At 72.3% G+C, this 13,795-nt stretch carries 16 protein-coding genes; 8 read left to right on the forward strand and 8 right to left on the reverse strand.

Annotated features, from left to right (window positions below):
* Nucleotides 1-24: 24 nt before the first annotated feature.
* From RIN75_RS02690 to RIN75_RS02705, 4 genes are all read left to right on the forward strand, one after another.
* A complete protein-coding gene (locus tag RIN75_RS02690) occupies nucleotides 25-351 on the forward strand; it encodes a DUF952 domain-containing protein (RefSeq protein WP_309110109.1) in 327 nt (108 codons plus the stop codon).
* 72 nt (nucleotides 352-423) lie between these two features.
* Complete coding sequence (locus RIN75_RS02695; RefSeq protein WP_309110110.1) at nucleotides 424-930, forward strand: SigE family RNA polymerase sigma factor; 507 nt, start codon at nucleotides 424-426, stop codon at nucleotides 928-930.
* Nucleotides 927-1,562 (forward strand): hypothetical protein, encoded by a 636-nt coding sequence (locus RIN75_RS02700; RefSeq protein WP_309110111.1) that lies wholly within the window; start codon nucleotides 927-929, stop codon nucleotides 1,560-1,562. The genes RIN75_RS02695 and RIN75_RS02700 overlap by 4 nt, the downstream gene beginning before the upstream one ends.
* Complete coding sequence (locus RIN75_RS02705; RefSeq protein ID WP_309110112.1) at nucleotides 1,562-2,068, forward strand: hypothetical protein; 507 nt, start codon at nucleotides 1,562-1,564, stop codon at nucleotides 2,066-2,068. The genes RIN75_RS02700 and RIN75_RS02705 overlap by 1 nt, the downstream gene beginning before the upstream one ends.
* 20 nt (nucleotides 2,069-2,088) lie before the next feature.
* On the opposite strand, the gene RIN75_RS02710 is transcribed toward RIN75_RS02705, so the two are convergent.
* The 3 genes from RIN75_RS02710 to RIN75_RS02720 form a co-directional block, all read right to left on the reverse strand.
* A complete protein-coding gene (locus RIN75_RS02710; RefSeq protein WP_309110113.1) occupies nucleotides 2,089-2,574 on the reverse strand; it encodes a GNAT family N-acetyltransferase in 486 nt (161 codons plus the stop codon).
* Nucleotides 2,575-2,684: 110 nt separating this feature from the next.
* Nucleotides 2,685-3,242, reverse strand: coding sequence for a ferritin (locus RIN75_RS02715; protein WP_309110114.1), 558 nt, complete (start codon nucleotides 3,240-3,242; stop codon nucleotides 2,685-2,687).
* A gap of 99 nt (nucleotides 3,243-3,341) precedes the next feature.
* Complete coding sequence (locus tag RIN75_RS02720; RefSeq protein WP_309110115.1) at nucleotides 3,342-4,589, reverse strand: arginine deiminase; 1,248 nt, start codon at nucleotides 4,587-4,589, stop codon at nucleotides 3,342-3,344.
* A gap of 208 nt (nucleotides 4,590-4,797) precedes the next feature.
* Between RIN75_RS02720 and RIN75_RS02725 the strand changes: the two genes are divergently transcribed.
* On the forward strand, nucleotides 4,798-5,154 hold the full coding sequence (locus RIN75_RS02725; protein ID WP_309110116.1) for a hypothetical protein: 357 nt from the start codon (nucleotides 4,798-4,800) through the stop codon (nucleotides 5,152-5,154).
* Nucleotide 5,155: 1 nt separating this feature from the next.
* Nucleotides 5,156-7,198 carry a caspase family protein gene (locus RIN75_RS02730; RefSeq protein ID WP_309110117.1) on the forward strand — a complete coding sequence of 681 codons (2,043 nt, stop codon included), beginning with the start codon at nucleotides 5,156-5,158 and terminating at the stop codon, nucleotides 7,196-7,198.
* A 145-nt stretch (nucleotides 7,199-7,343) separates the two neighbouring features.
* Here RIN75_RS02730 and RIN75_RS02735 read toward each other — a convergent pair whose 3' ends face one another.
* The 4 genes from RIN75_RS02735 to RIN75_RS02750 form a co-directional block, all read right to left on the reverse strand.
* Complete coding sequence (locus RIN75_RS02735; RefSeq protein WP_309110118.1) at nucleotides 7,344-8,003, reverse strand: GPP34 family phosphoprotein; 660 nt, start codon at nucleotides 8,001-8,003, stop codon at nucleotides 7,344-7,346.
* 20 nt (nucleotides 8,004-8,023) lie between these two features.
* A complete protein-coding gene (locus RIN75_RS02740; protein ID WP_309110119.1) occupies nucleotides 8,024-9,256 on the reverse strand; it encodes a lipase in 1,233 nt (410 codons plus the stop codon).
* Between the two features lie 99 nt (nucleotides 9,257-9,355).
* Nucleotides 9,356-10,108: a CPBP family intramembrane glutamic endopeptidase gene (locus RIN75_RS02745; protein WP_309110120.1), complete on the reverse strand. Its 753-nt coding sequence runs from the start codon at nucleotides 10,106-10,108 to the stop codon at nucleotides 9,356-9,358.
* A gap of 9 nt (nucleotides 10,109-10,117) precedes the next feature.
* Complete coding sequence (locus tag RIN75_RS02750) at nucleotides 10,118-10,876, reverse strand: DUF2470 domain-containing protein (protein ID WP_309110121.1); 759 nt, start codon at nucleotides 10,874-10,876, stop codon at nucleotides 10,118-10,120.
* A 174-nt stretch (nucleotides 10,877-11,050) separates the two neighbouring features.
* On the opposite strand from RIN75_RS02750, the gene RIN75_RS02755 reads away from it, so the two are divergent.
* Complete coding sequence (locus RIN75_RS02755) at nucleotides 11,051-11,515, forward strand: hypothetical protein (RefSeq protein ID WP_309110122.1); 465 nt, start codon at nucleotides 11,051-11,053, stop codon at nucleotides 11,513-11,515.
* Nucleotides 11,516-11,903: 388 nt separating this feature from the next.
* Nucleotides 11,904-12,368 (forward strand): hypothetical protein, encoded by a 465-nt coding sequence (locus RIN75_RS02760; RefSeq protein WP_309110123.1) that lies wholly within the window; start codon nucleotides 11,904-11,906, stop codon nucleotides 12,366-12,368.
* Nucleotides 12,369-12,414: 46 nt separating this feature from the next.
* Here RIN75_RS02760 and RIN75_RS02765 read toward each other — a convergent pair whose 3' ends face one another.
* On the reverse strand, nucleotides 12,415-13,608 hold the full coding sequence (locus tag RIN75_RS02765; RefSeq protein WP_309110124.1) for a VWA domain-containing protein: 1,194 nt from the start codon (nucleotides 13,606-13,608) through the stop codon (nucleotides 12,415-12,417).
* Nucleotides 13,609-13,795: the final 187 nt, after the last annotated feature.

Consider the following 13,795-nt stretch of genomic DNA (forward strand, 5'->3'; position numbering starts at 1 on the left):
TTGTCCACAGGAGGTTGTGGATAGATGCTGCTGCGGATCGCGTCGCGCGAGGAGTGGGCGCAGGCCCGTGCGGACGGCGCCATCCCGCTCGACCCGGACGGGTTCGTGCACTGCTCCGACCCCGGGACGGTGCACCTGCCCGCCAACCGGCTGTACCGCGGCCGGCACGACCTCGTCCTGCTGATGATCGACCCCGAGGGCCTGCCGGTGCTGTGGGAACCGGGCGACGGCGACGAGACCGGGCCGTGGTTCCCGCACGTCTACGGCCCGGTCCCGGCCGACGCCGTGGTCGCCGTGCACGAGTTCAGCCCCGACTCGGACGGCTCGTTCCGGCCGTTGCCCGTTCTGTGACCTTCCGGCGGGCAACCGGTCGGGGCACCACCGCGTGAACCCACCGACAGCCGATCGGGGGAGGGGAACGAGGTGACGGCGGTACTGCCTGCCGGGGTGGCCGACGTCCGGGCCGACTTCGGGGAGTTCGTCCGGACCGCGCTGCCGGGCCTGCTGCGCTACGGGCACGCGCTGACCGGCAACCCGCACGACGCGGCCGACCTGGTCCAGTCCGTGCTGGAGAAGGTCGGCTCACGGTGGTCCGCGGTGCTGCGCAAGGACGTCGACCCGCTGGCCTACACGCGGCGGGCGATGGCGAACACGCACGTCAGCGTGTGGCGCAGGCTGCGCCGGGAACGCCTCGTGGCCGAACTGCCCGACGTCGGCGTGGAGTCGACCGACCGGCTGGAGCACGAACCGCTGTGGCAGGCCCTGCGCGACCTGCCGCCGCGGCAGCGCGCCGTGGTGGTGCTCCGGCACTACGAGGGGCTGTCCGAGCGGGAGATCGCCGACGCGCTCGGCATCTCGCCGGGCACGGTGAAGAGCCAGCACAGCAAGGCGATGGCGGCCTTGCGCAAGAAGGTCGGGGAAGGCCGGTGAGCACGGTGGAACTGGACGAGCGGTTGCGCGAGCTGTTCTCCGACGAACGGCTCGACCTGCCGGCGGCGAACGACGCGGTGTCGAGGATCGTGGGCGGTGCCCGGCGGCGCCGGCGGGTCCGGGCGGCGGCGACCGGTGCGCTGGTGGTGGCCGCCGTGGTGGGCGGTGTGGTGGTGGCGCAGGGCCTGAACGCGCGGGTGGCGTCCGAGCCGGGGGCGCCGCCGACGTCGGTCACGACGGTCCGGCCGCAGGCGCTGGAGCCGTCCGGGTACGGGCCGTTCCGGCTGGGGATGACCGAGGGCGAGGCGTCCGAGCGCGGGAGCTTCGAGGTGGTGCCCGCCGGGCCGTGCCGGCGCTACGAGGGCAGCGAGACCAGCTTCTCCCTGCTGGTCTCCCCGGAGGACGGGGTGGTGGCGATCCGGCTGCCGATGTTCGCCAAGACCCCGTCGGGGGTCGGTCACGGCAGCACCGTGGACGAGTTGCGCGGGCCGTACCCCGGTCTGGTGGTGGACGGGGACCGCGCCGCGGTGGCCATGGGGTCAGACTGGGGGTACGTGTTCCGGTTGGCACAGGGCAGGGTGTCGGTCACGTGGATCGAGAAGACCGGCGGCGAGTGCGGACAGGGTGGCTGATGAGGGCGTTGGCGGTGCTGGTGGTCGGGTCGGTGCTGCTGGCCGGGTGCACGACCGCGCAACCGTCGCCGAGTTCGACCACCGCCGCCCCGGCGCGCACCGTGGTGGTGGACGACGTGCCGGTGCTCAGCCCGGGCGGGCTGGGCAAGGTGCGGCTGGGGATGACGCTGGAGGAGTTGCAGGCCACCGGTGAGGTCGGCGGGCAGCTCGACAACTGGCCGCAGGCGAACTGCCCGGTCTACGAGCTGAAGCGGGCCAGCGGCTGGGTGGGGATCGAGGGCGGCGTGGCGGTCGACCTGCGGCTGGAGGGCGGGGCGCGCACGCCCGAGGGGTTGCGGTTCGGCGACTCGCAGAAGCGGCTCAAGGAGCTGTACCCAGCCGCCGAGCTGACCCCGCACGGGTACACGCTGCCGGTGGCCGAGGCCCGCTTCTACTACTTCGGGTTCGGCAACGCGGGCGACACGCTGAGCGTGATGGGCGTGCGGGACATCGGCTGCTTCCTCTGACGGCTTGGTCCGCCGGGCGGTTACCGTCGCCCAATCGGGTGAAATTCGAGCACCGCGTATCCGTCGTGGTCGTCGATCCGGGTCAGTCCGGCGCGTTCGGCGACTTTGATGGCGGCCGTGTTCCACGGTCGGGTCTCACACCGCACGACCCAGTCCGGTCGGACCTCGCCGGCGGTCGCGACCGCCTCCCGGGCCATCTCGGTGGCGATGCCGAGGCCGTGGCGGGCGGGGTCGACGCGGAAGTAGAGGTTCCAGGCGTCGCCGTGCGGCTGGACGCCGCCGAACCCGACCACCCGGCCGGTCATCTCGATCGCCCAGCACCCGAGATCGCCCCGGTCCCACACCTCGGTGAAGCGCCGGAGGTACTCGGCGGACTCCGCTTCAGCCGGCGGGCTGCGCTTTTCGGTGGCGCGCAATGCCCTTTCCAAGGCGACGAAATCCGGCAGGTCGGACATCCGCACCCGCCGCAACGTGAGCCGTTCCGTGGTCCGCTCGAAATGCGCCATGTGCCGAAGGTAACGACTCCGGTGCGCCTCGTCGGCGGAATTTCCGGCCCCGGACGGCACCGCACCGCCCGCCGGGAGTGGCGAGCGGTGCGGCGGTGGCCCGTGGCTGCTTACAGACTGCCGCCGGCGACCCGGGGGGCGGTCGGGTCGGCGTCCTCGCCGACGTGCTCGCGGGCGAGGAAGGTCTCCACGTGGAACAGGTTGCCGTCGGCCCGGTCCACCACGTTGAGCAGCGTGTTCATCGACGCGACCTCCTCCACCTGCTCCTTGAGGAACCACTGGAGGAACTGCTCGCCGAGGTAGTCGCCCTCGTCGCGGGCGGCCTTGGCCAGCGCCACGACCTGGTCGGTGACCGCCTTCTCCTGCTGGAGCGCCAGTTCGACCGGCTCGCGGGCGGTGGAGAAGTCGTTGCGGACCTCGTCGACGCCGGGGATGGCCAGTTTGAGGTCGTTGTCCATCAGGTACTGGACGATCATCATCGCGTGGTTGCGCTCTTCCAGCGCCTGCTTGTAGAAGTGCGAAGCCAGCCGCGGGAGGTCGTTGTTGTCGAACCACACCGCGATGGCCACGTACTGCTGGGACGCGGTGAACTCGTTGCGCACCTGCGCCTGGAGCAGGTCGTGGAACTTGGAAGTGCGCGAGGGAATCTTCTTGACGTTGAGGGCCATGCCCCGAGATTAACCGAAACGCGTTGTTCCCGCATTCAAGGTAAGGCTTATGAATGTTTGGAAAGGGTTGCCTAAATTAGGCGACCCTTTCCAAAGAATTCACACCAGCGGGGCGCGGTCGATCGGGCACGACATGCACCGCGGGCCGCCCCGGCCCGAGCCCAGCTCCGACCCGGAGATCCGCAGCACCTCGATGCCGGAGTCCTCCAGCCGCGCGTTGGTCTCGACATTGCGTTCATACGCCACCACGAGCCCCGGCGCGACCGCGAGCGTGTTGTTGCCGTCATCCCACTGCTCGCGCTCGGCGGTCACCGCGTCCAACCCGGTGTCGATCACCCGCAGCCGCTCGATGCCCATGGCCTCGGCCGCCGCCTCCAGGAACGGCCGCCGGTCGTCCACCAGCACGCCGCCGTTGCCGTCCGAGCGCACCGGGTAGGCGAACAGGTTGTCCCGCACCGCCGGGTACATCACCACGGCGTCCCGGTCGACCATCGTGCACACCGTGTCCAGGTGCATGGTCGCCCGTTCCTGCGTGATCGGCACCGCCAGCACGGTGTGCGCCAGGCCGTCCGCCAGCGCCGACCGCGCGAACGACTCCGCGCCCGCCGGCGTGGTCCGCTCGCCGACGCCGATCGCCAGCACGCCCGGCGCGAGCAGCAGCACGTCACCGCCCTCCACCGGCGCGGAGTGCGCCCCGTACGCCCGGCCGGTCTTGCGGAAGCGCGGGTGGTAGGCGTAGATCAGGTCGGTCAGCGCGGTCTCGCGGTCGCGCGCGGGCAGCGCCAGGGACGTGATCGCCACCCGGTCGCCCACCCACACCGACGAGTCGCGGGTGAACAGCAGGTTCGGCAGCGGGTCCACGGCGAAGTCGATCGGGTGGTGCATCTTGCGCACCAGCGACGCGCCCTCGGCGGCGGGCAGCTCCTCGAACGTCATGCCGGTCATCAGCGCCGTCGCGAGCTGGTCCGGGCCGATGGACGACAGGTGCGACCGCAGCGCGTCCGCCAGGTCGATGCCCAGCCGCCGCTCGTTCACCGCGCTGTGGATGCCCGCGATGCGCGCGCGGTCGTCGTGCAGCGCCGCCACCAGCAGGTCCGCCAGCAGCAGCACCTCGACCCCGCGCGAGCGCAGCACCTCGGCGAACGCGTCGTGCTCCTCCTGCGCCCGGTCCACCCACGGCACGCCGTCGAACAGGAGCTGGTCGTTGTTGCGCGGGGTCAGCCGCTTCAGCTCCAGGCCCGGGCGGTGCAGCAGCACCGTGCGCAGCGGGCCCACCTCGCTGTCCACCCTCGGCGCCGGGAACGGCGCGGCGTCGACGGACTCCGTCTGAGTGATGTGCGCAGTCACGTAGGCGAGGGTAACCCGACGGCGGCGAAACATGCAGCTCTAAGTGGCCTAGATCAGCGAAACTCGATCGTATGAACGGCTCAACGCAGCGAATCGTTAAGCACTCGCGCGCTTGTGGGCGTGAAACGTTGCGTTGTGACGTGGACTGGGTCTGTCCCGATGATCGGGGTGACTGGGATGATCGACGTCCTAACCGGGGAGGAAACGCGTGTTCCACTTGACGATCGACGCGCCGGGCAGTGCGGCGTCCGCGACGAACCTGCTGCTGGAGGAGTTGGTCCGGGGCGCCCGCGTGGACGCCCGGCACGCGCCGACGGAGCTGCCGGACGGTGCGAAGAGCGGCACCGGCATGGCCATCGCCGAACTGGTGGTCAACGGCGCGCTGCCCGCCGCCGTGGCCGCCGCCGTCGCGTCCGTCATCACCGCCTTCGTGCAGCGCGGCAGCGCGCGCAAGGTGACCATCAAGGTCGGCCAGGACTCGATCACCGTCCAGGGCGGCAGCAAGGCCGACCAGCGGGCACTCGTGCAGACGTTCCTGGAGAAGCACGGCTCCACGGACGCCTGACGTGGGCCGTTACGCCTTATTGGTGGCCACGGGGGAGTACGAGGACGCCCGGCTGAGCCGGTTGCGCGCGCCCTCGCAGGACGTGGAGCGCCTCGCCGCGCTGCTGGAGGACCCGGACGTCGGCGGCTTCGCGGGCGTCCGGGTCCTGCGCGACGCCACCGCCGACGAGATCCGCCGCGCCGTCGAGGACGTGCTGGCCTCGCGCACCCCCGACGACCTGGTCCTGCTCTACTTCTCGTGCCACGGCCTGACCACGCCCGCGCGCCGGCTGTACTTCGCCGCCGCCAACACCCTCCAGGACCGGCCCGCCGGCACCGCCATCCCGCGCTCGTTCGTCAACGAGCAGTTGGAGGACTGCCGGGCGGCGGGCCGCATCCTGGTGCTGGACTGCTGCTTCAGCGGCGCGTTCGTGGAGGGCTTCAAGGACGCCTCGGCGACCGTCCTGGACGACACCGCGCAGGGGTACGTCGTGCTGACCGCCTCGAACGCCTACGAGTACGCGTTCGAGCAGGACACCCTGTCCCTGGAGGCGCCGCGGGCGTCGCTGTTCACCGACGTGCTGATCGAGGGCCTGTCCAGCGGGGCGGCCGACCTCGACGGCGACGGGTGGGTCGACGTCAACGAGCTGTTCGGCTACGCGCACCGCGAGGTCCGGCGGCGACGCCCCGACCAGACCCCGCAGTTCTTCGCCCAGGCGGGCGGGCCGCCGCTGCGGGTCGCGCGGGCCGGGCGGTCGGTGCCGACGACGGTGCGGCGGTCGGCGTCCTACACGTCCGGGCAACTGCTGGTGGCACGCGGGTTCCGGGCGGCGGCCGAGCCGGTGTGCCGCACCCTCGGGCCGTTGGGGCGGCGGTCGGTGCTGTTCGTGCGGGGCGTGCCGGTCGAGCTGTCCGACGCCGCCGCCATCGCGGGCGCGTTCCAGCCGGACGACCCGCGCGACACGCTCGGCGCCTCCTACGTGCGGGAACTGATCGAGGAGGTGCACCGGGTGGCCGGGGACGGCGCCGCGTCGGCGGTCGCCGTGGCGCAGGGCGCGATCCTGCGGCTGGTCGAGGCCATGCGCGACGGCCACAACCCGGTCCGGCTCATGCACGGCGTGCGTGCGGCCGGTGCCCGAGCGGCGGACCTGATCGCCGAAACCGCGCAACCGCTGGAGAAGTCGGACACGGCACGCCTGGCCACCTCGTCCTCGGGCAGCGCCGAGATCGGCGAGGTCGTCGGGCAGGTGATGGCGGTGACCGGCAGGCGGGGCGCGCTCCTGGTCGAACCGACCCGGCGGTTCGGCCTGGACTACGAGATCACCCGCGGCCTGCGCTTCGACGGCGGCTACGCCTCGCCGCAGTCGATCACCGACCGGACCCGCCGGGAGGCGGTGCTGGAGTCACCGCAGGTCTTCCTCCACGCGGGCCGCCTGGCCGCGGTGCCGGACACGCTCGCCGCGGCGCCCGGGAAGGTGCTGGTGGTGTGCGAGGAGGTGTCGGACGAGGTGCTGAGGCACCTGGACACCGGCAAGGTCGTGGTGACCGCGGGCCGGGAGGTCCTGCTCCCGCTGGCCGCCGTGGTGGGCGGACGCGTCCTCGACCAGGACCTGCTCATGTTCCGGGTGGGCCAGGCGGACATGGGCCGGGCGGCGAAGGCAGTGATCTCGGAGCACTCCACCACGGTCATCGGCCTGCCCGACGTCGGCGCGCCCGGTGCGGAGGCGGCGGGCATCATCCGCGCACCCGCCGAGGACGTCGGACGGGTGAGCGCGGCGGTCCGCACCGTGCGCGGCGCGGTGACGGCGGGTGTGTTGCGCGGCGCGGCGGTCGGCCTGCGCGAGGTCGGCGAACTCCTGGCCGCCGAAGCAACGGGGAGCGCGGCGGAGGTCGCGGGCTGGCGGGCCCTGGCGGGCGCGCTGTCCGAACCGTCGAGGTGGATCGCCGAGAACGCGGCCGTGGAGATCACCGACCTGGACCCGCTCCTGATCGACTCGGCCGAAACCGCCCGCGCGGTCGTCGCCGCAGCCACCGCGACCACCGCCCGCTTCCTCCTGGTCGCCTGACCCCGGCGGACTGTCGGTCGCCGACGGGACAATGAGCCCCAGGGGGCGCTCGGACTCGATTGTCGGTGGTCCGTGGGACAATGGAACCGGGGGCCGGAGGCCGCGGGTCAGCTGGTCGGCCGCGGGTCAGCTGGTCGGCCGCGCGTCAGCTGGTCGCGGCGGGCACGATGGCGGCGACCATCATCACCGACACCGCCACCTGCACCTCCTCGATCGCCTTCCGGGTCGCCTCGGCCGCCCACTCGCCCTCGGAGATCTCCTTCAGCCGCCGCTTCACCACGTCCCGCGGCTGGTCGGCGAACACCTGCCGGTCGAACTGGACGGCCCTGATCAGCGCGCACAGCGCCGCCGTCCGCGGGTCGACCGGCCTGCCCGAGCCGACCGCCAGCGCCAGCCGCGCCCGGACCTCGGTCTCCAGCGGCGGCTCGACACCGCCGGGGGACGGGAAGCGGGTGCGCGGGAAGACCAGCAGCACCTTGTCCTGCTCGCGGCGCAGCACGCCGGACTCCGCCAGGCCGTCCAGGACCCGGTCGGTCAGCCCTTTGCTCAGCTTCTCCACCCACGCCTTCGGCTTGCGCAAGCGGTCGTCGGCGATCCGGGTCAGGGCGTCGTCCAGCACGTCGTGCCCGATGCGCTCGGTGCTCAGCGCCACGACGTTCTTGTCCGCCACCTCGACCCGGCCGGCGATCGCCAGCTCGACCAGCACCGCGCCGGCCAGGCCGTACCCGAGGGCGGGCTGACCCAGCCGGCGCGTGCCGTCGTCGTCGTAGGCCAACAGGGCCAGTTCGTCGGCGAGCGTCAACATACGACCACGATAGGCGCTGATCAGGTGATGAAGCGGGTGTCCGGGTGGCGCACCGGGCCGTGGTCGAACAGCCAGCCGCCCCGGTGCTTCAGGTGCAGGTCGAAGAACCCGCCGAAGTAGGCGCGCTGCGCGTCCATCGACCGCTCGGCGTCGATCCAGCCGACGACCTGGCGCCGCCTGTCCGGCGCGACCAGGTCACCCAGTTGCGGCACGGCGAACTGGAGGTCGGTGAACCCCAGGTGCGCCGCCCCGTCGAAGTGCAGGTCGCGCTTCCACCCCCGCTGGTTGAGCCAGAACTGGTGCCACGTCGGGTCGAGCTCCGTCTCCACGTGCGAGTGCGCGACCAGCCGGCCGTCGACCTCGAAGTCCGCGCCGACCAGCATGAACGGCCGGTCCAGGCCGTGCTTCACGACTTCGCCCACCTGGTCGGAGCGCATCGCGCCGTCGATGTTGATGCCCGCGTCGACCCGCCGGTCGTGGTGCATCGTCTCGCCGGACGTGAACCCGCCGTACGAGTGCCCGTACATGCCCACGCGGGACAGGTCCAGCGCCCCGGCCAGGCCGCGCGGCAGCGGGTCGCGCTCCGCGTCCGGGTTCTCGCCGCGCTCCAGGCGTTCCAACTGGTCGAGCACGAACCGCGAGTCCGCGACCCGCGCGTCCAGCGCGGTGCGCAGCGCGGCGGCGTCGGGCTCGGTGACCGACCCGATCACGAGCCGCCCGCCCGGGAACTCGACGACCCCGGCTTCGTGCGTGTGCGAGATGGACACCACGACGTAGCCCCGGCTGGCCAGGTCGTCGGTGAGGCCCGCGTTCAGCTCGCGCAGGCCGCCGAAGCCGTGCGAGAACAGCACGACCGGCCAGTCGCCGCGCAACGCCTTGGCACCCGTGCGGGTGTGCCGCTTCGTCGCGCCCCAGTCCACCGCACCGGGCGGCACGCCCAGCTGGTCCGGATCGGCCGCGAACTGCTCGATGGCCGATCCGACGGCGGGCGTCAGCCACGGGGCGCGGTCGCCGTCGCGGTGCGCCGGGTAGGTGACGGTCACCATCAGTTCGCGCTTCTGGGCCGGGAACCACGGGTCCGGGCGCGAGTCGACGAGGTGCAGGTCGGTGGTGCCGACCGGGTAGTGGCCGGTCGGCGCGGGCATGGTGATCCGCGCGGGCGCGGCTTCGGCCGAGGCCGGCGGCGCGAGCAGCGTGGCGGCGATCGCGACCCCCGCGAGCAGGGCCGGCACGCGTCTGTGCGTTGTGGACATTTCCCCTCCTTGCCGGATGGCGGCAGGCCCATGCTGGCAAGGGGGTTCGCGGTGGCGCGTCAGTCCGGCGGAGGAGTCGACGTCCACCGACGGGGTGATCTACGGCAGCCAGGAGACGGTGCCGCGCAGGGCCGTGTACCCGACGAAAGCCACCACGTCGAGGAGCGTGTGCGCGATGACCAGCGCCCACAGGCGGTTCGTGCGCTGCCAGACCTTGCCGAACACCAGGCCCATCACCACGTTGCCGATGAACCCGCCGAAACCCTGGTAGAGGTGGTACGAGCCGCGCAGCACCGCGCTGGCCAGCAGCGCGGTGTTGTCCTTGAGCCCCAACTGCTTCAGTCGCGTCAGCAGGTAGCCGACGACCAGCACCTCCTCGGCCCACGCGTTGCCCGCGGCGGCGAGGATGAGGACGACGCTGCGCCACCACGACTCGTCCAAAGTGGACGGAAGGACGGCGAGGTTGAGGCCGAGGTTCCAGGCGATCAGGTAGAAGACCAGGCCCGGGATGCCGATCACGGCGGCCAGTGCCGTGCCGCCGAGGAAGTCCTTGCCCGGCCGGGTGCGGTCGAGGCCGATGGACCGCAGCGCGATCCCGCCCCGCCACAACAGGTACGCGCCGAGCCCGCCCCACGCTGCCAGCTGCACCACGCTGAGCAGCTGCGCGATCATGTCGAGCAGGTCGAAGCGGGCCTGCGGGACGTTGATCGCGACCGACTGCTCGTTGAGCGGCTTGGGCTGGAGCAGGCTGTCCAGCAGCCGCACCAGGCTCCGCAACCCGGACAGGCCGAGGGTGACGGCGAAGACCAGCAGCAGCTCGACCTTGTGGGCGGTGCGTTCCTCCGGGATCACCCGCGCAGGTTAACGGCGCTGCGCGAGGAACGGGCAGCCCATCAGCCGGCGCAGCTCCACCGCCAGCTCGTTGGACGTGGACACCGGCCGGGAGAACGCGATGCGCACGTCGTGGTCGGAGTCCGCGGCTTCCACGCGCAGCCGCAGCCCGAACCGGTCCAGCCCGAGCGGCCGGACGTGGCCGCCGCGCAGGTCGTCCGGCAGGTGCTGGGCGAGCAGGCCGACGACGTCCCGGTGCGACAGCTCCAGGTGCCGCAGCCAGTGGTCCTCCTGCCGGTGGAACGGGTCCGGGTCGGCCTGCGCGAACAGCTCGGGACGCAGCGAGGTGGTGCCCTCCGCGTCCGCGACGACCAGGCTCGCCGGGCACAGCCGGAGCGCGGACGCGCCGTGGCCGACGTCCAGCAGGCGGGGGTCGGGGCGTTCCTCGGCGACTTCCAGGCAGGCGGCGCGGGCCTCGTGCGGGTCCATCGTGCGCAGCCAGCCGGTCACCCAGAGGAGGCCGCGCACCGGTTCGCGCAAGGGCACGGGGGCGTGGTCGGCGACCTCCAGCATCGCGGTGATCTCACCGCCCTCGGCGGCTCTGGTGAGCGGGTGGTCGTCCGGCAGCAGGATCGTCGCGTCACCGCAGGCGTGCACGTGGTGCAGCAACGGCGTGATGCGGTTCTCCGTGCCGTCCGACGGCAGCAGCGCGGCGCGGCCACCCCGCGCGGCGATCGTCCGCGCACGCTCCGCGGGGTGCGGCGCGGGCGGTCGGCGGTTGTCGGTCACCGTTCACCTCCCCGAGTTAGGGCAGCCTAACTTGGAGGTGCGGGTAGGGGAAGTCCCACGAACGGATGTCCCGCTTCGTGGTTGCCCGCAGACGCGGAGTGCCCGGAGGTCGTAGCCTCGTCGGTCGTGTCTCGTGGGTAGTGGCCTCGGCGATGGCGGAGGTGAGCCGTGGTCGTGCCGAACAGGCCCTCCACCGAGGGCTCGGCCCTGGATGACGAGTGGACGCGGCACTGCCTGGAGATCGCGAGCCGACGCGCGTTCGGTTGGGTGGTCTTGGGCGTGTTGGCGTTCGTGGGGCAGCTGTTGTTGGTCTTCCTGGCTCCCGTCCCAGACGTGCCTGTGGTGCTCTTGGCCTTCTCAACTGTCGTCTTGCTGGCCGCCTTACGCCGCCGCCGCCCAGCCGCCCGGCTCTTGGCGGATCGCGAGTGGCACTACGTCCGAATCCACTGGCGGCACGGCTTGCTGGTGGTGCACGGCGAACGCCCCCTGGTCCTGGACATCACCGCCGGCCCGTTGGTTCGGGGCCGAATCAGCCGCCACCGCCGAGCCTGGCTCGTGCCGCCGGACAGGGCGGGCAACACAGTGGTCACCTTCCGCGGCATCCCCCACCTCTTCCCCGCCCAAACCCGCCGCCGCTGACCCCAACCGAGACTATCGATGCCCCGACCGAACCCCGCCGCCCGCGCCCCCCGGACCGCCCGTCCCGCCGGCTGCGCCCCCGAACCGCCCGCCCTGCCGCCCGCGCTCCGGACCGCCCGCCCCGCAGACCGCCGCACTCCGCCAACCCGCCACCGGCAAAACCTGCCCCGCTCGCCGTCGAGCCAGAACCACCTGGTGCAGACGGTGCCCGGCGAGTCGGGCGGGTGCAGTGTCCGCCGGTGCGCGTCGGGTCGGCCGCGTCGATCGTCGCGTCGGATGGGTCGCGTCGGATCGGTCGCGGTTGAGAGGTATCTCTCGCGGGTTTCGGTGATCATTTGTTCGGCTATCCCGGCTGGAAGAGCTCGTTTCTGGTTGTGTGGGAGCAGTGGTGGGCGAGGAGTGGACGCGGCGGTGCCTGGTTCGGGCGGACCGGCGGGCGGTCGGGTTCGTGGGGCTCGCGGTGCTCTCGTGCCTCGTGCTGTGGCTGGTGTCGGTGTGGACCGGGTCGAAGTGGGTCTTCGTGCTGGTCCCGCTGTGCGTCGAGTTCGCGGTGCCGGGGCTGCGGCACTTCGTGTGCCGGCGCAAGGTTCGGCGGCTCGCCGAGGACTACGCGTGGCACCCGGTGAGCGTGTCGTTCGTGCCGGGACGGTCGCGGATCGGGCGGCAGGCGTACCTCGAGACGGAGGGGTCGGACCGGACCTTCCTGCGGTTGCCCGAGATGCCCGAAAGGGCGCGTGAGGACGTCCGCCGCACCGGGAAGTTGTGGCTGGCCGGTCCCGACGACCGTGGGCGCACGGCCGTGCTGACGCCGGAGACGCCGTTCGTCACCCTTGGTCGCGTGGTGATCCGCTGACCGCATCGACCGTCGTGGGCCGCGAATCTCGCCTGACCAGAGGGGATCAGCGGCCGACGGGGATTTCGTTGCGCTCGGCCCAGGCTGTGACGTCTTCCTTGCGGAGTGCGGTCGCCAGCAGGTCCGGGAAGCGGTCCGGGGTGCAGGCGAAGGCCGGTGCGCCTAGTTCGGACAGCTTCGCGGCCAGCTCGTGGTCGTACGCGGGGGTGCCGCTGTCCGACAGCGCCAGCAGCACGACGACCGTCACCCCGCTCTGCACCAACTCGCGCACGCGGCGCTGGAGTTCGCGGGCGACGCCGCCCTCGTACAGGTCGCTGATCAGCACCATCACGGTGTCGGTCGGCCGCCGGACCAGCGATTGCCCGTACGCGACCGCGCGGTTGATGTCCGTGCCGCCGCCGAGTTGGGTGGCGAACAGCAGGTCCACCGGGTCCTTCAGGTCCTCGGTCAGGTCGACGACCTCGGTGTCGAACACGACCAGCTTCGTGTCGACGGCCCTGAGCGACGCCAGCGACGCGCCCATGACCGCCGAGTAGACGATCGACTCGGCCATCGACCCCGACTGGTCGACCAGCAGGATCACGTCCTTGAGCGACGCCGCCCGGCTGCGGCGGGTGTTGCCCTTCAGGTCCTGGACGACGACCGTGCGCTGTTCGGGCTGGTAGTGCTTGAGGTTGGCGCGGATCGTGCGGGCCCAGTCGACGTCGCTCAGGCGCGGGCGGTTGGTGCGCTTCGCGTGGTCGATGGCGCCGTGGACGGCGTTGAACAGGCGTTCGGCCAGGCGGCGCTCGATGTCCTCGACGACCTTCCGCACGACCGCGCGGGCCGTTTCGCGGGTGCGGGCGGGGATGGCGCCGGACAGCGAGATCAGCGTCCCGACGAGGCTGACGTCCGGCTCGACGCTCTTGAGCAACTCGGGTTCGAGCAGCAACTGGCGCAGGCCGAGGCGGTCGACGGCGTCCTTCTGCATGACCTGGACGACGGAGGTCGGGAAGTACGTGCGGATGTCACCCAACCACCGGTGGAGCACGGGTGATGAGCCACCCAGACCGGCGCTGCGCCGGCCACTGCCGTCCGGCGCGTCGGTGGCCGCCGTCGGTGCGCCGCCGCCGTAGAGGCCGGTGAGGGCGGAGTCGCGGCGGCGGTCGTCCTCGTCCAGGGCTCCCAGGTCGCCGGACGCGCCGCCGAGGAGGAGGCGCCAGCGGCGCAGGCGTTCTTGGTCGGGGCCGGTGTCGGTCATCGGGTGTCGCTGCTCCCTGTCGCAGGGTGGGGCCGGGGAGGAGAGGAGGGCGGGGAGGAGAGGGCCGGGTCGGGCGGCGGGGCTGGGTCTCAGGGCGGGGCGGCGGACGGGTGTGGCGGACGGGTGTGGCGGACGGGTGCCGAGGGCGGGCACCGGGGCTGCGGCAGTGCGGCGTCGGAGGCTGTGC

It is taken from the genome of Saccharothrix sp., assembly GCF_031180885.1.
In the GTDB taxonomy this organism is placed as follows: domain Bacteria; phylum Actinomycetota; class Actinomycetes; order Mycobacteriales; family Pseudonocardiaceae; genus Actinosynnema.

What these genes read in the sequence shown, in the direction of transcription:
- RIN75_RS02690 (WP_309110109.1), top strand. Translation starts at nt 25, where the DNA reads ATGCTGCTGCGGATCGCGTCGCGCGAGGAGTGGGCGCAGGCCCGTGCG.
- RIN75_RS02705 (WP_309110112.1), top strand. Translation starts at nt 1,562, where the DNA reads ATGAGGGCGTTGGCGGTGCTGGTGGTCGGGTCGGTGCTGCTGGCCGGG.
- RIN75_RS02710 (WP_309110113.1), bottom strand. Translation starts at nt 2,574, where the DNA reads ATGGCGCATTTCGAGCGGACCACGGAACGGCTCACGTTGCGGCGGGTG.
- RIN75_RS02715 (WP_309110114.1), bottom strand. Translation starts at nt 3,242, where the DNA reads ATGGCCCTCAACGTCAAGAAGATTCCCTCGCGCACTTCCAAGTTCCAC.
- RIN75_RS02735 (WP_309110118.1), bottom strand. Translation starts at nt 8,003, where the DNA reads ATGTTGACGCTCGCCGACGAACTGGCCCTGTTGGCCTACGACGACGAC.
- RIN75_RS02740 (WP_309110119.1), bottom strand. Translation starts at nt 9,256, where the DNA reads ATGTCCACAACGCACAGACGCGTGCCGGCCCTGCTCGCGGGGGTCGCG.
- RIN75_RS02765 (WP_309110124.1), bottom strand. Translation starts at nt 13,608, where the DNA reads ATGACCGACACCGGCCCCGACCAAGAACGCCTGCGCCGCTGGCGCCTC.